Raw genomic sequence first — 18,786 nt, forward strand, 5'->3', positions numbered from 1 at the left:
CACGGGGGGGGGGGGCCTGGCCGGGGAGGGCGGGGTACAAGACGCCATTTGTGGGCCCCCCCCCCCCCCCCCGAGAGCGACCCCCCTCCCACAGGATCTCTGTTTTATCGCAGCTCAGACCCGATTATTTCTTGTGTTGTTCCACAAATTTCCCATACGCATTAATGAAATTCTGCAGGAACGGTTTCACCGACTCGTTCAACTTGCCCGCCTCGTCAAACGCCGAACCCGCGCCCCCCAGATACGCTTCCGGCTGCTGCATGCACGGCACATCGAGAAACACGAAGGACTGGCGCAAATGCTGGTTGGCACCAAAACCGCCAATCGCCCCCGGCGACACGCTGATCACCGCACCCGGTTTGCCGCTCCAGACGGCTTTGCCATACGGCCGTGAACCCACGTCAATCGCATTCTTCAAAGGCGCCGGCACCGAGCGGTTATATTCCGGGGTGACGAACAGCACCGCGTCGGAAGAACCGACTTCCTGGCGGAAAGTGCTGTAGGCTGCCGGCGGTGAATCGCCGTCGATGTCTTCGTTATAGAGTGGCAGGTCGCCAATCTCGACAATCTTCAGTTTGAGGTTCGCCGGTGCCAGCTCGGCCAGCGCCAGCGCGACTTTGCGGTTGATCGATGCTTTGCGCAGGCTGCCGACGACTACAGCGACGTTGTAGACATTGCTCATGGAAGACTCTCGACTGTCGGTGGGAAGAGCCAGTAGTTATAGATGATTCGATGACAGTTTCACCAGCGAGCAAGGGAAATTCCTGCGCGCTGATTATTTTTTTCCTGTAGGAAAACTTACAGGGCTTGATGACGGTCTACCAAGCCGCAAATCAAGCGTTTTATCTCCAGAGGTTCTAAGCAGATGGCAGCAGTACTCGTCGGTCAGTTCCATGCAAGAGATGCGGAAGGCCGCGTTTATTCCGTGCATGAGTTCCAGGAATCCACTCCGTCGGCAGACGGTTCCACTGGCTCGGAGCCTATTTACAAACTGGCCATTGGCGATCGCGTCAACAAAGTCAGTGACACCGAGTTTCTCCTGGTTCAGTCAGGTATTACCCTGACCCGTGAGCCTGAGACAACCGTCGCGTCATAACTGGCCGTTATGAGCAGAAGTCATATGCGCAGACTTGGGGTAGGATTCAGCCACTGACCCCACCTGCTGAACATGGACTTCACGCATGCGTTTACGTCATATCGAAGTGATTCAGGCGCTCTTGCAGACCGGTCATCTGGGCACCGCCGCCGAATGGCTGCAGCTCCCGGTGACCGAGGTCGAAGAGCGTTTGCGCGAAGCCGAGAGCGAGCTGGGGTTCATGCTGTTCGCCAGCGTACGCGGCCGGCTGCAATCGACGCCTGAAGCGCGGGCGTTGCAGGTGGAAATCGCTCATGTCTATCAGGCGCTGGAGCCGGTGCAGCGTCTGGCCAGCAGCCTCAAGCAATACCTCGCCCCGCCCCTGCGCATCATCGGCACCCCGCCGCTGGCGCAACAGCTGTTGCCGCAAAGTATCGCGCTGCTGCGCCGACGGTTGCCCGACGCTCCTTGCCGCTTGCTCAGCTCTCCGACCTGCGACATCGTCCGCAGCCTGCTGCTGCGCGAAAGCGATCTGGGCCTGAGCCTGCACGATCCGGAACACCCCGACATCCACTGCCAGCCATTGGCCCACGGCAAGCTGCAACTGCTCGCGCCCCACGGCTGGCTGCAACCGAAGCAGAAATACATTTCCCTGCAGGATCTGGCTGGCCAGGCAATGGTTGGCCTCGAAGGCCACGACCCATTGAGCCCGGCGCTGGAGAACAAACTCCAGGCCCTGCGCCCGGCGCCGAGCATCCAGACCCGAGTACAAACCCATCAGATGATGCGCAGCATGGTCGAGGCCGGCGAAGGCCTGGCCATCGTCGACCCGTTCACCGCCCTCGGCGCGCGGACGAGCGGACTGGATGTCTGCCCATTGTCACCGGCGGTGCCGATCAGCCTGTATGCCCTGACCTACCGACACAGCGCCACGCCCACAGCGATTCAGACGCTGCTGACGATTGTCACGGAACAAGCCGAGGCGATGCTGGCGAGCTGAGCGGGTTTTCCAGCGGGTTATCGAACAGTCGATACCAGAACAACGCAATTTCCGCGGTGTTCGGATCAATCCCGCGATAACGTAGATGGTCGATACCGCCAATCTCGTAGCCACAACGCTCATACAAACGACAGGCGCCGAGGTTGTTGTTCTGGGTTTCGAGCATGATCCCCGGCAGTTTTTTCTTGCGACTCCAGAACTGCGCGACATCCAGCAACGCCTTGGCCACACCATGCCGGCGCGCCGGTGCGTGTACCGCCAGCTCATCGATATGGGCAAAGCCGTTCCAGTTGGTGCTGATCACCAGATGACCGACCGGCTCATCATCGAGATACGCCATGAAAATCGCGCTGTCGGCAGCATCGCGATAGCTGCTGAACTCTTCAGGGTCGATGCCGTAGCACTTGCGGTACGGCACGATCGGCGTCACCGCCCAGCGCTCGACCGGTTGGCCAATGACGGCGGCACCGTACGCGGCGACCTCGAAACTGAAGTCGCTGCCCCAGATGTACGCCGCGAAACCATCGTCGGCGACGCGCACCGACAGCCCTGGGTATTTCGGATTCATGACCGGTTGCATACTCGGAAAGGTCCTCATTCCTTGACGCAATCGACGGTGTACTGCCGTCCATTGCCCTCGTCTTCATGTTGCAGTCCATGCACATCAGCGACAAAACCGGGGAAGCTGCTGTCGAACGTGCGGGCAAACTTCAGGTAGTCAATGATCGAGCGGGTTGCCTCGGTAAAGCGCTCCCCCGGCATGATCAACGGAATTCCCGGTGGATACGGCACCAGCATCACCGCCGCGATCCTTCCTTCCAGCTCATCGATCGGCACCGCCTCGACTTCGCCGCGCACCAGATGATCATAGGCATGGGCCGGCTTCATTGCGATTTCCGGCAGCACCGTGTACATGCGTTTCAGATGTTTGGCGGTGGCGTTGCTGCGGTAACAGGCGTGCAGTTGATCGCACAGGTCACGCAGGCCCATGCCGCGATAGCGCGCGGTGTCTTGCTGCGCCACGCACGGCAGGCAGGTCGCGAGACTGATGTTGGCGTCGTAACTGCGCTTGAACTCCAGCAACTCGGTGAGCAGCGTGCTCCACTTGCCTTTGGTGATGCCCATCGAGAACAGCACCAGGAACGAATACAGCCCGGTCTTCTCCACCACCAGCCCGCGCTCCCAGAGGAACTTGCTGACCACCGCCGCCGGGATGCCCTTCTCGCTCAGCGCGCCACCGGCATTCAACCCGGGCATGACCAGGGTCACTTTGATCGGGTCGAGCAGCACATAGTCGTCACTGACTTCGCCGAAGCCGTGCCAGTCGGCGTCCGGCTGCAGCAGCCAGTCTTCAGTCTGCACCCGGTCGATGCCTTCGACGCCGGGCGGCTGCCAGATCGAGAACCACCAGTCATCCGCCGCAATGTGCTGGCGCAGATTGGCCAGCGCCCGGCGAAAACTCAGCGCCTCATCGAAGGTTTCCTGCAACAGCGAACGCCCGGCCGGGCCTTCCATCATGGCCGAGGCCACATCCAGCGAAGCGATGATGCTGTACTGCGGCGAAGTCGAGATGTGCATCATGAACGCTTCGTTGAAACGGTCACGGTCCAGTTGCCGCGCGCCGCCGTCCTGCACATGAATCATCGAGGCCTGGCTGAACGCGGCGAGCAGCTTGTGCGTGGAGTGAGTGGTGAACACCAGCGGGCTGTCCTCGGTGCGCGAGGTGGCCATGCCATAACGCCCGGCGAAGAACTCGTGAAACGCCGCGTAGGCGTACCACGCCTCATCGAAATGCAGCACTTCCACGCTATTGCCCAGGCTCTGTTTGATCAGCTCGGCGTTGTAGCACAGGCCGTCGTAGGTCGAATTGGTGACCACCGCCAGTTTGACTTTCGGCGCCCGGCCTTTGGTCAGCGGGCTGGCGTCGATCTTCGCCTGAATCGATTCGCGACTGAATTCGCTCAGCGGAATCGGGCCGATGATCCCCAGCTCATTGCGCTCCGGGCACAGGTACAGCGGGATCGCGCCGGTCATGATGATCGCGTGCAGCACCGACTTGTGGCAGTTGCGATCGACCAGCACCAGATCATCCCGACCGACCATCGAGTGCCAGACGATCTTGTTGGCGGTCGAGGTGCCATTGATCACGAAAAACGTGTGATCGGCGCCGAAGTTGCGCGCGGCGCGCTCTTCGGCTTCGGCCAGCGGCCCAGTGTGATCGAGCAGTGAACCGAGTTCCGGCACCGATACCGACAAGTCCGAACGCAGGGTGTTTTCGCCAAAGAACTGATGAAACGCCTGCCCCACCGGGCTCTTGTGATAGGCCACGCCACCGCCATGACCGGGGGTGTGCCAGGAATAGTTGGAGTCGGCGGTGTGCTGCACCAGTGCCTTGAAGAACGGCGGCAACAGACCATCCAGATATTTACGCGCCGCCCGCGCCACTTGCCGCGCCAGAAACGGCACAGTGTCTTCGAACAGGTAGAGAATGCCGCGCAGTTGATTGAGCTCGGCCATGGCATCGGCGGGGGCGTTTTCCAGGGTGACCTGTTCGCCCAGCGCGAAGATCGGCAGATCCGGCGCGCGCACCCGCGCCAGGCCGATCAGTTCGGCCATGTTCTGCAGCAGGTGCGAGTTGGTGCTGGCGTCTTCGGCAGCGATCAGCATGCACGCCAGACCATGATGGGTGGAGGCAACCAACCGCCCTTCGGTGTAGTCGATGGCCGAAACGATATTGAAACCTTCCTGCTCCAACTCCCGGGCGATGCCACGGATACGGTCACCGGCGACCGTGTCGGCCTTGATGTCGCGGTGGACGATCAACACCGGAAACTTCAAATCTTTGTACATGAGGCTCAGTGTCCCGAGGCGGCGGATCAAAGTCTGCCAATGCACTCAGGGTAGAGGGTTGCAGCGAAAGTGGCGAGGGTGGCCAGTTGGCTTCATTCAGCCTGACTCGGCTTTTGTGGCGAGGGAGCTTGCTCCCGCTGGGGCGCGAAGCGGCCCCCGGTATTCGTTCAGCATCAATAGTGCATTCAGGTTTTATGACTGCTTCGCAGCCAAGCGGGAGCAAGCTCCCTCGCCACAGAGGGGATCAAGCTTGAGCATCAGCCTCGGCAATCTGCGTCCACAACGCCGGCCCGCCCGCCGACTTGGCAATGATCTCCAGCCGCGCCAAATGCGCCGCCAGTTCCTCTTCCGTCGCCCGAATGATCCGCGCAGGCTGGCGATCAGCCGGCAGACGACGGATTTCGGTGGCGGAGTTGTCCGCGCCCTCGCCCGTGCCATTGCCGTCGGAAGCGTTGCCGGCCAGCGACAGGCTGGTCTGGCCACCGGTCATGGTCAGGTAGACGTCGGCGAGAATCTCCGAGTCGAGCAAGGCGCCGTGCAGTTCACGGCCAGAGTTGTCGACGCCATAACGTTTGCACAAGGCGTCGAGGCTGTTGCGCTGCCCCGGGTGACGTTCCCGAGCCATCATCAGGGTGTCGAGGATGGTGCAATGCTGGGTGATGTCAGCGCGATCGTGCTGACCCATCAAGGCAAATTCGTTGTTGATGAAGCCAACGTCGAACGCCGCGTTATGGATGATCAGTTGCGCGCCGTTGATGAACTCGAAGAACTCGTCGGCCACTTCGGCGAAGCGCGGTTTGCCGACGAGGAATTCGTTGGTGATGCCGTGAACGCCGATCGCGCCTTCGTCACTCTCGCGATCCGGTTGCAGGTAGACGTGAAAGTGCCGGCCCGTCAGGCGCCGACCGATCAGTTCGACACAGCCGATTTCAATGATCCGGTGACCATCGGTCACCGGCATGCCGGTGGTTTCGGTATCGAGTACAACGGATCTGGTGGCCATCAGTGTTCAATTCTCAACGGGGTCAATCGTGCAAAAGCGGCGATGTTAACACGCTCGGCAGAGGTGTTTCAGGTAGACCGAGTCGCTCCATTCGCGAGCAAGCCCGCTCCCACAATTGATCTGCGGTGGACACAGTGCTGATGTACAAAGGAGATCCAGTGTGGGAGCGGGCTTGCTCGCGAAGGCCACGACTCGGTGCAACGGCGGGAATCAGCTCTGCTTGTACCCGCGAACTTCATCCACCCCACGGTTGGCCAACTGGTCAGCCCGTTCGTTACCGTGGTGACCAATGTGCCCGCGCACCCACTTCCAGGTGACCTTGTGGCGATTGACCTGCTCATCCAGCTCTTTCCAAAGGTCAGCGTTTTTCACCGGCTCTTTCGCCGCTGTCTTCCAGCCACGTTTTTTCCAGTTGGCCATCCACTCGTTGATGCCCTTCATCACGTATTGCGAGTCGGTCACCAGCAGCACTTCGCACGGCCGCTTCAAGGCTTCGAGGCCACGGATGGCGCCGAGCAGTTCCATGCGGTTGTTGGTGGTGTTGGCTTCGCCGCCCCACAGTTCCTTTTCGACGCCCTTGCACACCAGCAAGGCGCCCCAGCCGCCCGGGCCGGGGTTGCCCTTGCAGGCACCGTCGGTGAACAGTTCTACGCTATCGACGCTTTCGCTCATGCCACTCTATCCAGAAAAATGCCTGGCCCCGTCAATCGCGGATCGACGATGGCCGCGGCCGGAACAAGTCCGGCCACTATAAAAAGAAGGTTTACGGTTCGATACGACGGCGGTTGACCTTGGCCATCGGCAGCGGAATCAGCTTGCCCATCGGCTCGCGGCGTTCCTGACGCACCGGACGCAGGCCGACCACGATCTTGCGCGCGACCAATAAATAGAAGCCACCGCCCGACAGTTGCCAGTCGCCGGCCTTGCGTTCCCAGCCGGCCAGTCGGGCCTGCCACTTGGGCGACGCGAGCGGCGGACGATAGCACCCGAAGCGGCGTTTCTCCAGCGCAAAGCCCAGCAGATTGAGCCAGTCGGCGACCCGCGATGGCGAGATACAGCGTGCCTGGCGCAAGGCGTCGTGGGCAAATACGTGGCGCAAACCCCAGGTGCTCCAGGGGTTGATGCCGATGATCAGCAGATGCCCGCCGGGGCGTACACTGCTTGCCGCTTCGCGCAGCAAACCGTGGGGCGACAGACAGAAATCCAGACCGTGCTGCAACACCACCACGTCGGCGGCGTGCTCGCTCAACGGCCAGGCCTGTTCCTCGCAGACGATCTCGACACCCGGCAACGGCGCGCCGAGCCGCACGTTGCGCTGCACCTGCGGCGCCGACGGCGGAGTCTGGGCCGACGGCCCGTAATGCACCAGATAGCCGCCGAAGAACCGCCCCAACTCGTCTTCGAGCATGCGCCGTTCTTCATCCAGCAGAAATTGCCCGAGCGGGCCGGCCAGCCATTCACGGGCCGCGCCGATCAACGCCAGCCAGTCGGGATCGGCCTGAGCGAACGCTTTATCGGTCATGTCATTCTCCAACGCCGCTAGAAGCTCTAAGATGCGCCAATGTTTTCCGCTTGGCGAATTCCGACGATGATACAGATCAGTGCCCTGCCCGCGTTCACCGACAACTACATCTGGTTGTTACAGGATCACCGCACCCAGCGTTGCGCCGTGGTCGACCCGGGCGATGCCGCGCCGGTGCAGGCCTGGCTGGCCGCGCACCCGGGCTGGGTGTTGAGCGACATTCTGATCACCCATCACCATCACGATCACGTCGGCGGCGTCGAACGCCTGAAAACGGCAACCGGCGCTAAAGTCTACGGCCCGGCCAGCGAAAACATCCCGGGGCGCGACGTGGCGCTCACGGACAACGACACGGTCAGCGTGCTCGGCTGGGATTTCGATGTCTATGCGGTGCCCGGTCACACCCTCGGCCACATTGCCTATTACCACCACGGCCTGCTGTTTTGCGGCGACACCCTGTTCGCCGCCGGTTGCGGGCGTCTGTTCGAAGGTACGCCAGAACAGATGCACCACTCGCTCAGCCGCCTCGCCAGCTTGCCCGAGGATACGCTGGTGTATTGCACCCATGAATACACCCTGAGCAATCTGAAGTTTGCTGCGGCAGTCGAACCGAGCAACCCGGACATTGCCGCCCGTCTGGAAAAAGTCACCCAACAACGGGAAAAAGGCGTGATGACCCTGCCCTCGACCCTGGCCCTGGAAAAGCTCACAAATCCGTTTTTGCGTACCGCTGAAACATTAGTTACACAAAAAGTGGACGAACGGGCAGGCGCTCAAAACCGGGCGCCGAGTGAGGTTTTTGCGGCTCTGCGGGCATGGAAAGATAAGTTCTAAGTGACTCACCAGCTGGTACAAAAATTCTGAATGGTTGACCGCAGGGGGTGCGCTTTCTAGAATCGCCCGACATTTTTGCCCGGAACTTACTTCCAGCCAATGTCGTCATCCATACGTAAGTCCGTCAATTCAGACACGCTGACCCGCCTGGCGCAAGCCATCGCGGTGGCTGTGTCCGCCACGTTGGCGGGCTGTTCCAGCCATGCTCCGCAGCCTGAAGCGAGCCATACGCCGAACATTGCTGCGCGAGCCAAGCAGAAACCGATCTGGCTCAGCGAAAAGCCCAGCCCGCAGGTGCCTCAGGACATCTGGGAGCGCATGCGCGGTGGTTTCCAGCTGCAGGACGGCCTGGGCGTCAACCCGCGCATCGAGCAGCAGCGGCTGTGGTTTGCCAGCAACCCGTCCTTTCTGGAGAACGCCGGCGAACGCGGAAGCCTCTACATTCATTACATCGTCGAACGCCTCGAAGAGCGCAATATGCCGCTGGAACTGGCCCTGCTGCCAGTGATCGAGAGCGCCTACAACCCGATGGCCTATTCCCGGGCCGACGCATCGGGCCTGTGGCAATTCATTCCGTCCACCGGTCGTTACTACAACCTGCGCCAGACCCGCTTCTATGATGGCCGTCGCGATATTACCGCCTCGACCACCGCCGCGATGGACTACCTGACTCGTCTGCACGACATGTTCAACGGTGACTGGCTGCTGGCCCTGGCGGCCTATAACGCCGGTGAAGGCACGGTCAGCCGCGCCATCGAGCGTAATGAGAAGCTTGGCCTGCCGACCGACTACTGGAACCTGTCGTCGTTGCCGGCGGAAACCCAGGCTTACGTGCCGAAGCTGCTGGCCCTGTCGCAAGTGGTGCTGGCCCCGGAAGCCTACGGGGTGAACCTCAACCCGATCGCCAACGAACCGTATTTCCAGGTCGTCGAAATCAACCAGCGCATGGACCTGTCCAAGGTCGCAGCGGTGGCCAACATCGACGAAGACGAGCTGTTCCAGCTCAACCCGGCTTTCAAGCAGCGCACCACCATCGACGGTCCTCAGCATCTGCTGGTGCCGACGTCCAAGGCGCAATTGCTGACCGCCAGCCTGCAGACCATGCGGCCTGAAGAGCTGATCAGCCCGCGTTCGCTGAAGCCGGTGTTCGACGGTGCCGACCCGACTGAAGTGGCGAAGCTCAAGCGCGCTTACCGGGTCAAACGCGGCGACAATCTCGGTTCCATTGCCAAGGCCAACAAGGTCGAAGTCAAGGACCTGCAGCGCTGGAACAAGCTGACCGGCAAAAACCTCAAGGTCGGCCAGACCCTGGTGATGCAGGACAACACCAAGCGCACCCCGGCGCGCAGCGGTGGCCGGGTCAACACGGTGATCGCTGCCAACAGCAAGACCAAAGGCAAGGCCGACAGCCAGCAGCAGACCCAGTACAAGGTCAAGCGTGGCGACACATTGTATGTGGTGGCCAAGCGTTTCAACGTCGAGATGCAGCATCTCAAGCGCTGGAACCCGGGTGCCGGCAAGGCCCTCAAGCCTGGGCAGATGCTCACGGTCTACCAGCCGCACTGACAGAAGAGCCCCTGAATTTTCAGGGGCTTTTTTATTGCCAGAATTTTTGTCCCCGATGGATTCCTTGTGGTGAGGGGATTTATCCCCGATGGGGCGCGAAGCGGCCCCTGCCTTCCAAAAACCACGGGGACTGCTGCGCAGTCCATCGGGGATAAATCCCCTCGCTACAATGCAAACCGGGCAAGCATTGCACGCCGATTAACAGCCCATTAACCCGCTATCTTTTTCCTGTTCAGACAAGCTGTTACTGTACGGCCCACAAAGCCCAAGCCGCCTGGATCGGATCTGACTTGAAGCGTCCCCTCCTCCTGCTCCTGATCAGCCTGGCCTTGAGCTCACCCGCAAGCGCGACGATTACCGAGAGTCACGGTTATGCGCAGTTCGGCACGCTCAAGTACCCGGCCAGATTTACCCACTTCGACTGGGTCAACCCGCAAGCGCCCAAGGGCGGTACGTTGCGGGTGATGGCGTTCGGCACCTTCGATACGGTCAACCCATACACGTTCAAGGGCACCAGCCCGGTCACCACACCGAATTTCCTGCAGTACGGCATCAACGAGCTGAACGAGCCGCTGATGGTCGGCACCGGCCAGTATTCGCCGTCCGGTGACGAACCGGCGTCCAGTTATGGCTTAATCGCGCAATCGGTGGAGTACAGCGAAGATCGCAGCTGGGTGGTGTTCAATCTGCGCCCGGAAGCACGCTTTCACGACGGCACCCAGATCACCGCTTACGACGTGGCGTTCTCCTACCGAACACTGCTCAAGGACGGACACCCGCTGTACCGCACCGCCCTGCAGGAAGTGTCGCGGGTCGACATCCTCAACCCGCAGCGCATTCGTTTCGTGATGAAACGCTCGGGCAATCCGTTACTGATCCTGCGCCTCGGCGAGTTGCCGGTGCTGCCGCAGCATTACTGGAAGGATCGCGACTTCAAGGCCACCACCTTCGAACCACCGCTGGGCAGCGGCCCGTACCGCATCACCTCAGTGACGCCGGGGCGGCAGCTGATTTTCGAGCGGGTCAAGGATTACTGGGGCAAGGACCTGCCGGTCAATCGCGGCAAGTACAACTTCGATCGCATGGAAGTCGAGTTCTACCGCGACAGCGACGTGGCCTTCGAAGCGTTCAAGGCCGGCGAATTCGACATCTACATCGAGCATCAGGCGAAGAACTGGGCCAACGGCTACAACTTTCCGGCGGTGCGCCGTGGCGAAGTGATCAAGGCGCAGATTCCACACCAGATCCCGACCCAGAGCCAGGGCCTGTTCATGAACACCCGACGCGCGACCTTCAGCGACGTCAAGGTGCGCGAAGCGCTGGGCCTGATGTTCGACTTCGAATGGACCAACCGCGCGCTGTTCAGCGATGCCTACCAGCGCACCACCAGCTACTACCCTAACAGCGAGTTTTCCGCGACGGGGCTGCCGGTCGGGCATGAATGGCTGATGCTCAAGCCGTACAAGGATCAGTTGCCCGCGAAGCTGTTCACCGAGCCGTTCAGCCTGCCGCAAACCGATGGCCGTGGCATCCCGCGAGAGACCATGCGCAAGGCCCTGGCCCTGCTCGCCGAGGCCGGCTGGAAACTCAACGGCCAGCGCCTGCAAAACACCGCAGGGCAGCCGCTGAGCTTCGAACTGTTGCTGGTCAATCCGAACCTTGAGCGGATCCTCCAGCCCTATATCGAGAACCTCAACAGCATCGGCATCGACGCGCGCCTGCGCACGGTGGATCGCGCTCAATACAAACAGCGCCTGGACCAGTTCGATTTCGACATGATCCTGATGACCCTCAACCAGACCCTCAGCCCGGGTCTGGAGCAATGGCAGTACTTCCATTCCAGTCAGGTCGGGGTCAAGGGCAGCAAGAATTACGCCGGTATTGCCAACCCGGTGGTCGATCACCTGCTCGAACAATTGCTCGCCGCGCAAACCCGCGACGAACAGGTCGCCGCCGGCAAGGCGCTGGACCGCGTGCTGCTCTGGCAGCACTACAGCATTCCCAACTGGTACCTCAATTATCACCGACTGGCCTACCGCAACCGGTTGGCCTTCGTCACCACGCCGCCCTACACCCTGGGCCTGAGCGCGTGGTGGCTGAAATCTTCGGAGAACAATAAATGACGCCCATCCGCGCCCTGCTCGTGCAGGCCAGCGGTCTGCTGTTCGCCGGGCTGGCGATTGCCGCCCCGCAACACGCTGTGACCCTGTACAACGAGCCGCCGAAATACCCGGCGGACTTCAAGCAGTTCGATTACGTGAACCCCGACGCGCCCAAGGGCGGGATCTTCCGTCAGGCCGGGTTCGGCGGCTTCGACAGCCTCAACCCGTTCATCAGCAAAGGCGTGCCGGCCGATGACGTCGGGCAGATCTACGACACCCTGACCAAGCACAGTCTCGACGAACCGTTCACCGAGTACGGCCTGATCGCCGCGAAGATCGAGAAAGCCCCGGACAACAGCTGGGTGCGTTTCTACCTGCGCCCGGAAGCGCGTTTTCACGATGGCCATCCGGTGCGCGCCGAAGACGTGGTGTTCAGCTTCCAGACCCTGACCAAGGACGGCTCGCCGCTGTTTCGCGGCTACTACAGCGATGTCGAAGAGGCCATCGCCGAAGACCCGCTCAAGGTGCTGTTCAAGTTCAAGCACACCAACAATCGCGAGTTACCGCTGATCCTCGGTCAGCTCCCGGTGCTGCCGAAACACTGGTGGGCCAATCGTGATTTTTCCAAGGGCAATCTGGAGATCCCGCTGGGCAGCGGCCCGTACAAGGTCGCCGAAGTGAAAGCCGGGCGCTCGGTGCGCTATGAACGGGTCAAGGACTACTGGGGCAAGGATCTGCCGGTCAATCGCGGGTTCTACAACTTCGACGTAATGACCACCGATTACTACCGCGACAACACCGTCGCCGTCGAAGCGCTGAAGGCCGGCCAGTTCGATTACTGGCTGGAAATGACCGCGAAGAACTGGGCCAACGCCTACAACATCCCGGCGGTCACCGAAGGCCGCTTGATCAAGGAACAGATCGCCAACAGCAACCCGACCGGCATGCAGGGCTTCGTTTTCAACTTGCGCCGTCCGGTGTTTCAGGATGTGCGGGTGCGTCAGGCGCTCGGCCTGCTGTTCGATTTCGAGTGGACCAACAAGCAGCTGTTCAACGGTGCCTACTTCCGCACCCGCAGCTATTTCGAGAACTCGGAAATGGCCGCCACCGGCCTGCCCGACGTCGAACAACGGGCGATCCTCGAACCGTTTCGCAGCAAGCTGCCGGCGCAGGTGTTCAGCGAAGCCTTCGAGAACCCGAAGACCGACGCCAGCGGCATGATCCGCACCCAGCAGCGCGAGGCCTATCAATTGCTGCAGGAGGCTGGCTGGAAGATCGTCGACGACAAAATGGTCGACGCCAGCGGCAAACCGGTGGTCATCGAGTTTCTTCTGGCGCAGACCGAATTCGAACGCGTGCTGCTGCCGTTCAAACGCAATCTGGCCGACCTCGGCATCGATCTGGTGATCCGCCGTGTCGACGTTTCGCAATACATCAACCGCGTGCGCTCGCGGGACTTCGACATGATGGTCGGCAGCTTTCCGCAATCCAATTCGCCGGGCAACGAGCAGCGCGAATTCTGGATGAGCGCCGCCGCCGACAAACCGAGCAGCCGCAACACCATGGGCCTGAAGGATCCGATCGTCGATCAACTGGTGGAGAACCTGATCAACGCCGACTCGCGCAGCAGCCTGGTGGCGCACGCCCGGGCGCTGGATCGAGTGCTGCAATGGGGTTACTACGTGGTCCCCAACTGGCACATCAAGACCTGGCGCGTGGCGTACTGGAACCACATCGGTCACCCGAAAGTCTCGCCCAAATACGACATCGGGATTAATACCTGGTGGGTCAAGCCTGACGCGAAGCCCGCCATAGAAGTCGAAACCAAACTGCAAGCCGACCCTGTGGGCACGGAGTAATCAGATGCTGGCGTATATCTTTCGGCGACTGCTGCTGATCATCCCGACCCTGTTCGGCATCCTGCTGATCAACTTCGTGATCATCCAGGCCGCGCCCGGCGGCCCGGTGGAACAGATGATCGCCAAGCTCGAAGGCTTCGAAGGCGCCACCAGCCGCATCGCCGGTGGCGGTGCCGAGGTCTCGGTGGCCGGCTCCGCGTATCGTGGCGCGCAAGGCCTCGACCCGGCGCTGATCAAGGAAATCGAGCACATGTACGGGTTCGACAAGTCGGCCCCGGAACGTCTGTGGATCATGGTCAAGAACTACGCGAAGCTGGATTTCGGCGACAGCTTTTTCCGTGACGCCAAGGTCATCGACCTGATCAAGGAAAAGATGCCGGTGTCGATCTCGCTCGGGCTGTGGAGCACGCTGATCATGTACCTGGTGTCGATCCCGCTGGGGATCGCCAAGGCCACGCGGCACGGCAGCCACTTCGACGTCTGGACCAGTTCGGCGATCATCATCGGCTATGCGATTCCGGCGTTCCTGTTTGCGATTCTGCTGATCGTGGTATTTGCCGGCGGCAGTTATCTGGACTGGTTCCCGCTACGCGGGCTGACCTCGAACAACTTCGATGAACTGAGCCTGGGCGGCAAGATCCTCGACTACTTCTGGCACCTGGCGCTGCCGGTGACCGCGCTGGTGATCGGCAACTTCGCGACCATGACCCTGCTGACCAAAAACAGCTTCCTCGACGAGATCAACAAGCAGTACGTGGTTACCGCCAAGGCCAAGGGCCTGACGCGCAATCGCGTGCTCTACGGCCACGTGTTCCGCAACGCCATGTTGCTGGTGATTGCCGGGTTCCCGTCGGCGTTCATCGGCATCTTCTTCACCGGCTCGTTGCTGGTGGAGGTGATCTTCTCCCTCGACGGTCTGGGTCTGATGAGTTTCGAAGCGGCGATCAACCGCGATTACCCGGTGGTGTTCGGCACTCTGTTCATCTTCACCCTGCTCGGCCTGGTGGTGAAACTGATCGGCGACCTCACCTACACCCTGGTCGATCCGCGCATCGACTTCGCCAGCCGGGAGCATTGAGATGAACCTGTCCCCTCTCAACCGCCGCCGGTTCGAACTGTTCAAGGCCAACAAGCGTGGCTGGTGGTCGCTGTGGCTGTTCCTGATTCTGTTCGGGCTGAGCCTCGGTGCCGAGCTGATCGCCAACGACAAGCCGCTGGTGGTGCATTACGACAACCACTGGTACTTCCCGGCGATCAAGCGCTACCCGGAAACCACCTTCGGCGGCGAGTTCCCGCTGGAAGCCAACTACAAGAGCCCGTACATCCGCGAACTGCTCAAGGCCAAGGATGCGTGGGTGTTGTGGGCGCCGATCCCCTACAGCTACCAGAGCATCAACTACGACCTGAAAGTCCCGGCCCCGGCCCCGCCCTCGGCGGACAACCTGCTGGGTACCGACGATCAGGGCCGCGATGTGCTCGCGCGGGTGATCTACGGCTTCCGCATTTCGGTACTGTTCGCGCTGACCCTGACTGTGCTCAGCTCGATCATCGGCGTGATTGCCGGCGCGCTGCAGGGTTTCTATGGCGGCTGGGTCGATCTGGCCGGGCAACGCTTTCTGGAGATCTGGTCGGGATTGCCGGTGCTGTACCTGCTGATCATCCTTGCCAGTTTCGTCCAGCCGAATTTCTGGTGGCTGCTGGGAATCATGCTGCTGTTCTCGTGGATGAGCCTGGTCGACGTGGTGCGCGCCGAGTTCCTGCGTGGCCGCAACCTCGAATACGTGCGTGCGGCACGGGCGCTGGGCATGCAGAACGGCGCGATCATGTTCCGCCACATCCTGCCCAACGCGATGGTCTCGACCATGACCTTCATGCCGTTCATCCTGACCGGCGCCATCGGCACCCTGACTGCGCTGGACTTCCTCGGCTTCGGCTTGCCGGCCGGCAGTCCGTCGCTGGGTGAACTGGTGGCCCAGGGCAAATCCAACTTGCAGGCACCATGGCTGGGCATGAGCGCGTTCGCGGTGCTGGCGCTGATGTTGAGTTTGCTGGTGTTTATTGGCGAGTCCGCTCGCGATGCCTTCGACCCGAGGAAGTGAAATGAATCAGGACAATCTGATCGAAGTGCGCGACCTCGCCGTCGAGTTCGGCTTCAACGAGCGGCGGCACCGGGTGGTCGAAGGCGTGAGCTTCGACATCAAGCGCGGCGAAACCCTGGCGCTGGTCGGCGAGTCCGGCTCGGGCAAATCGGTGACCGCGCACTCGATCCTGCGCCTGCTGCCCTACCCGCTGGCCCGCCATCCGGCCGGCAGCATCACCTATGCCGGGCAGAACCTGCTGGACCTGAGCGAAAAGACCATCCGCCACATCCGTGGCAACCGCATCGCGATGATCTTTCAGGAGCCGATGACCTCGCTCAACCCGTTGCACTCGATCGAAAAGCAGATCAACGAGATCCTCGGCATCCACAAGGGTCTGAGCGGCAAAGTCGCGACCAAGCGCACTTTGGAGCTGCTGGAGATGGTCGGCATTCCCGAGCCGCACAAACGCCTCAAGGCCCTGCCCCACGAATTGTCCGGCGGCCAGCGCCAGCGGGTGATGATCGCCATGGCGTTGGCCAACGAGCCGGAACTGCTGATCGCCGACGAGCCGACCACCGCACTGGACGTGACCGTTCAGCTGAAAATCCTCGATTTGCTCAAGAAACTTCAGGCTCGATTGGGCATGTCGCTGCTACTGATCAGTCACGATTTGAACCTGGTGCGAAGAATTGCGCATCGCGTATGTGTCATGCAGCGCGGTTGCATCGTCGAACAGGCATCGTGCGCAGAGCTGTTCCGTTCGCCGCAGCATCCGTACACTCGGGAATTGCTCGGCGCGGAGCCCAGCGGGGGCCCGGCGACCAATAAAATCGGGGCGCCGCTGCTCGAAGTCGAGAACCTCAAAGTCTGGTTCCCGATCAAGAAAGGCCTGCTCAAGCGCACGGTGGATTACGTCAAGGCAGTGGACGGCATCAATTTCAGCCTGCCTCAGGGTCAGACGCTGGGGATCGTGGGGGAAAGCGGTTCCGGCAAATCCACGCTGGGTCTGGCGATTTTGCGGCTGATCGGCAGCAAAGGCGCGATTCGCTTTGAGGGCAAACAGCTAGACTGCCTGACGCAGAACGAGGTTCGCCCGTTGCGGCGGGAGATGCAGGTGGTGTTTCAGGATCCGTTCGGCAGCCTGAGTCCGCGGATGTGCGTCAGCGACATCGTTGGCGAAGGCCTGCGGATTCACAAGATGGGCACCGCCGCCGAGCAGGAAGCGGCGATTATTGCGGCATTGAAGGAGGTAGGTCTGGATCCGGAAACCCGGCACCGCTACCCTCACGAATTTTCCGGTGGGCAACGGCAACGTATCGCCATTGCCCGGGCTTTGGTGCTGAAACCGGCGCTGATCCTGCTGGACGAGCCGACTTCCGCGCTCGACCGCACGGTGCAGCGGCAAGTGGTGGAGCTGTTGCGTTCACTGCAAGCCAAGTACAACCTGACGTATTTGTTCATCAGCCATGACCTGGCTGTCGTCAAAGCGCTGAGCCACCAGTTGATGGTGGTCAAGCATGGCCAAGTGGTCGAACAGGGAGACGCGCAAGATATTTTTGCCGCCCCCAAACATCCGTATACACAGCAGTTGCTGGAAGCCGCTTTTTTGGCACCAGCCACTGCGCAATAACCTGAAAGAGGAGCAACACATGGGTTTTCTCGCCGGTAAGCGCGTACTGATCGTCGGTGTCGCCAGCAAGCTGTCCATCGCATCCGGCATCGCTGCCGCCATGCATCGCGAGGGCGCTGAGCTTGCCTTCACTTATCAGAACGACAAACTGAAAGGTCGTGTTGAGGAATTCGCTCAAGGCTGGGGTTCGAGCCCTGAGCTGTGCTTCCCGTGCGACGTGGCCAGCGATGAAGAAATCGCCAAGGTCTTCGAAGAACTGAGCAAGAAGTGGGACGGCCTGGACTGCATCGTGCACTCCGTCGGCTTCGCCCCGGGCGACCAACTGGACGGCGACTTCACCGAAGCCACCACCCGTGAAGGTTTCCGCATCGCTCACGACATCAGCGCCTACAGCTTCGTGGCCCTGGCCAAGGCTGGCCGCGAAATGATGAAAGGCCGCAACGGCAGCCTGCTGACCCTGTCGTACCTGGGCGCCGAGCGCACCATGCCGAACTACAACGTGATGGGCATGGCCAAGGCTTCGCTGGAAGCTGGCGTACGCTACCTGGCCGGCTCCCTGGGCCCGGACGGCACCCGCGTCAACTGCGTATCGGCTGGCCCGATCCGTACCCTGGCAGCCTCGGGCATCAAGAACTTCCGCAAGATGCTGGCCGCCAACGAAGCGCAAACCCCACTGCGCCGCAACGTCACCATCGAAGAAGTCGGCAACGCCGGCGCCTTCCTGTGCTCCGACCTGGCGTCGGGCATCAGCGGTGAAATCATGTACGTGGACGGCGGCTTCAACACCACCGCCATGGGCAACATCGAAGAGTAATCTTCGGTCTGCCAATAAAAAACCCGCCAATCGGCGGGTTTTTTTGTGCCTGCAATGTCTTCAACAACCCAAATCCCCCTGTAGGAGTGAGCTTGAATTTCGTGAACAGCGGATAAACCTGTGGGAGTGGGCTTGCTCACGAAGAGGCCGGTACATTCGACATGGATATCGCCTGAGCGGACGCTTTCGCGAGCAAGCCCGCTCCCACAGGGTTCTGCGCTGCACCTGAATTTTGTGAGCAGCCGACAAACCTGTGGGAGTGGGCTTGCTCACGAAGAGGCCGGCACATTCGACATGGATATCGCCTGACCGGACGTTTTCGCGAGCAAGCCCGCTCCCACACTGTTTTTACGATGTGCCTGAATTTTGTGGGCAGCCGACAAACCTGTGGGAGTGGGCTTGCTCACGAAGAGGCCGGCACATTCGACATGGATATCGCCTGACCGGACG

The 18,786-nt window shown here is 61.0% G+C and carries 17 protein-coding genes; 10 read left to right on the forward strand and 7 right to left on the reverse strand.

Features of this window, described 5'->3' with window-relative positions:
* Positions 1-124 precede the first annotated feature (124 nt).
* A complete protein-coding gene (locus LVD08_RS14720; RefSeq protein WP_095139621.1) occupies positions 125-682 on the reverse strand; it encodes an NADPH-dependent FMN reductase in 558 nt (185 codons plus the stop codon).
* Between the two features lie 183 nt (positions 683-865).
* On the opposite strand from LVD08_RS14720, the gene LVD08_RS14725 reads away from it, so the two are divergent.
* Both LVD08_RS14725 and LVD08_RS14730 read left to right on the forward strand, forming a co-directional pair.
* Positions 866-1,096 carry a hypothetical protein gene (locus LVD08_RS14725; RefSeq protein ID WP_007965845.1) on the forward strand — a complete coding sequence of 77 codons (231 nt, stop codon included), beginning with the start codon at positions 866-868 and terminating at the stop codon, positions 1,094-1,096.
* Positions 1,097-1,181: 85 nt separating this feature from the next.
* Complete coding sequence (locus tag LVD08_RS14730; RefSeq protein ID WP_134786113.1) at positions 1,182-2,075, forward strand: LysR substrate-binding domain-containing protein; 894 nt, start codon at positions 1,182-1,184, stop codon at positions 2,073-2,075.
* Here LVD08_RS14730 and LVD08_RS14735 read toward each other — a convergent pair.
* From LVD08_RS14735 to LVD08_RS14755, 5 genes are all read right to left on the reverse strand, one after another.
* Entirely contained in the window at positions 2,041-2,655 is a 615-nt protein-coding gene (locus tag LVD08_RS14735) for a GNAT family N-acetyltransferase (RefSeq protein ID WP_041067268.1), read from the reverse strand. The genes LVD08_RS14730 and LVD08_RS14735 overlap by 35 nt on opposite strands.
* Positions 2,656-2,669: 14 nt before the next feature.
* A complete protein-coding gene (locus tag LVD08_RS14740) occupies positions 2,670-4,925 on the reverse strand; it encodes an Orn/Lys/Arg family decarboxylase (protein WP_103369375.1) in 2,256 nt (751 codons plus the stop codon).
* 244 nt (positions 4,926-5,169) lie between these two features.
* Positions 5,170-5,928, reverse strand: coding sequence for a DNA polymerase III subunit epsilon (dnaQ, locus tag LVD08_RS14745; protein ID WP_247268503.1), 759 nt, complete (start codon positions 5,926-5,928; stop codon positions 5,170-5,172).
* A gap of 210 nt (positions 5,929-6,138) precedes the next feature.
* A complete protein-coding gene (gene rnhA, locus LVD08_RS14750; protein WP_003224162.1) occupies positions 6,139-6,600 on the reverse strand; it encodes a ribonuclease HI in 462 nt (153 codons plus the stop codon).
* 91 nt (positions 6,601-6,691) lie between these two features.
* Positions 6,692-7,450, reverse strand: coding sequence for a methyltransferase domain-containing protein (locus tag LVD08_RS14755; protein ID WP_003224159.1), 759 nt, complete (start codon positions 7,448-7,450; stop codon positions 6,692-6,694).
* 66 nt (positions 7,451-7,516) lie between these two features.
* On the opposite strand from LVD08_RS14755, the gene gloB reads away from it, so the two are divergent.
* The 8 genes from gloB (at position 7,517) to fabI (ending at position 18,336) form a co-directional block, all read left to right on the forward strand.
* On the forward strand, positions 7,517-8,284 hold the full coding sequence (gene gloB, locus LVD08_RS14760) for a hydroxyacylglutathione hydrolase (RefSeq protein ID WP_247268504.1): 768 nt from the start codon (positions 7,517-7,519) through the stop codon (positions 8,282-8,284).
* A 99-nt stretch (positions 8,285-8,383) separates the two neighbouring features.
* The gene (locus LVD08_RS14765; protein WP_247268505.1) at positions 8,384-9,850 is read left to right on the forward strand and encodes a LysM peptidoglycan-binding domain-containing protein; all 1,467 of its coding nucleotides are present in this window, start codon (positions 8,384-8,386) and stop codon (positions 9,848-9,850) included.
* A gap of 290 nt (positions 9,851-10,140) precedes the next feature.
* Positions 10,141-11,973, forward strand: coding sequence for an extracellular solute-binding protein (locus LVD08_RS14770; protein ID WP_096795959.1), 1,833 nt, complete (start codon positions 10,141-10,143; stop codon positions 11,971-11,973).
* Positions 11,970-13,811 (forward strand): extracellular solute-binding protein, encoded by a 1,842-nt coding sequence (locus tag LVD08_RS14775; protein ID WP_115990075.1) that lies wholly within the window; start codon positions 11,970-11,972, stop codon positions 13,809-13,811. Before LVD08_RS14770 ends, LVD08_RS14775 begins: the two co-directional genes overlap by 4 nt.
* A 4-nt stretch (positions 13,812-13,815) precedes the next feature.
* Entirely contained in the window at positions 13,816-14,889 is a 1,074-nt protein-coding gene (locus LVD08_RS14780; RefSeq protein ID WP_003224148.1) for a microcin C ABC transporter permease YejB, read from the forward strand.
* Between the two features lies 1 nt (position 14,890).
* Positions 14,891-15,910: an ABC transporter permease gene (locus LVD08_RS14785; RefSeq protein ID WP_007965317.1), complete on the forward strand. Its 1,020-nt coding sequence runs from the start codon at positions 14,891-14,893 to the stop codon at positions 15,908-15,910.
* Position 15,911: 1 nt separating this feature from the next.
* Positions 15,912-17,522: an ABC transporter ATP-binding protein gene (locus LVD08_RS14790; RefSeq protein WP_247268506.1), complete on the forward strand. Its 1,611-nt coding sequence runs from the start codon at positions 15,912-15,914 to the stop codon at positions 17,520-17,522.
* Positions 17,523-17,541: 19 nt separating this feature from the next.
* Positions 17,542-18,336 (forward strand): enoyl-ACP reductase FabI, encoded by a 795-nt coding sequence (fabI, locus tag LVD08_RS14795; RefSeq protein ID WP_003202751.1) that lies wholly within the window; start codon positions 17,542-17,544, stop codon positions 18,334-18,336.
* Between the two features lie 269 nt (positions 18,337-18,605).
* Here fabI and LVD08_RS14800 read toward each other — a convergent pair.
* Positions 18,606-18,786: hypothetical protein (locus tag LVD08_RS14800; RefSeq protein ID WP_247268507.1), on the reverse strand; the 181-nt coding region annotated here is incomplete at its 5' end.

The sequence above is a fragment of the Pseudomonas sp. YL2 genome (genome assembly GCF_023063025.1).
Lineage (GTDB): Bacteria > Pseudomonadota > Gammaproteobacteria > Pseudomonadales > Pseudomonadaceae > Aquipseudomonas > Aquipseudomonas putida_A.

Bases quoted from the DNA above. Each gene is read 5' to 3' on its own strand.
- LVD08_RS14720 (WP_095139621.1), bottom strand. From the start codon at position 682: ATGAGCAATGTCTACAACGTCGCTGTAGTCGTCGGCAGCCTGCGCAAA.
- LVD08_RS14725 (WP_007965845.1), top strand. From the start codon at position 866: ATGGCAGCAGTACTCGTCGGTCAGTTCCATGCAAGAGATGCGGAAGGC.
- LVD08_RS14730 (WP_134786113.1), top strand. From the start codon at position 1,182: ATGCGTTTACGTCATATCGAAGTGATTCAGGCGCTCTTGCAGACCGGT.
- LVD08_RS14735 (WP_041067268.1), bottom strand. From the start codon at position 2,655: ATGCAACCGGTCATGAATCCGAAATACCCAGGGCTGTCGGTGCGCGTC.
- LVD08_RS14740 (WP_103369375.1), bottom strand. From the start codon at position 4,925: ATGTACAAAGATTTGAAGTTTCCGGTGTTGATCGTCCACCGCGACATC.
- dnaQ (WP_247268503.1), bottom strand. From the start codon at position 5,928: ATGGCCACCAGATCCGTTGTACTCGATACCGAAACCACCGGCATGCCG.
- rnhA (WP_003224162.1), bottom strand. From the start codon at position 6,600: ATGAGCGAAAGCGTCGATAGCGTAGAACTGTTCACCGACGGTGCCTGC.
- LVD08_RS14755 (WP_003224159.1), bottom strand. From the start codon at position 7,450: ATGACCGATAAAGCGTTCGCTCAGGCCGATCCCGACTGGCTGGCGTTG.
- gloB (WP_247268504.1), top strand. From the start codon at position 7,517: ATGATACAGATCAGTGCCCTGCCCGCGTTCACCGACAACTACATCTGG.
- LVD08_RS14765 (WP_247268505.1), top strand. From the start codon at position 8,384: ATGTCGTCATCCATACGTAAGTCCGTCAATTCAGACACGCTGACCCGC.
- LVD08_RS14775 (WP_115990075.1), top strand. From the start codon at position 11,970: ATGACGCCCATCCGCGCCCTGCTCGTGCAGGCCAGCGGTCTGCTGTTC.
- LVD08_RS14780 (WP_003224148.1), top strand. From the start codon at position 13,816: ATGCTGGCGTATATCTTTCGGCGACTGCTGCTGATCATCCCGACCCTG.
- LVD08_RS14785 (WP_007965317.1), top strand. From the start codon at position 14,891: ATGAACCTGTCCCCTCTCAACCGCCGCCGGTTCGAACTGTTCAAGGCC.
- LVD08_RS14790 (WP_247268506.1), top strand. From the start codon at position 15,912: ATGAATCAGGACAATCTGATCGAAGTGCGCGACCTCGCCGTCGAGTTC.
- fabI (WP_003202751.1), top strand. From the start codon at position 17,542: ATGGGTTTTCTCGCCGGTAAGCGCGTACTGATCGTCGGTGTCGCCAGC.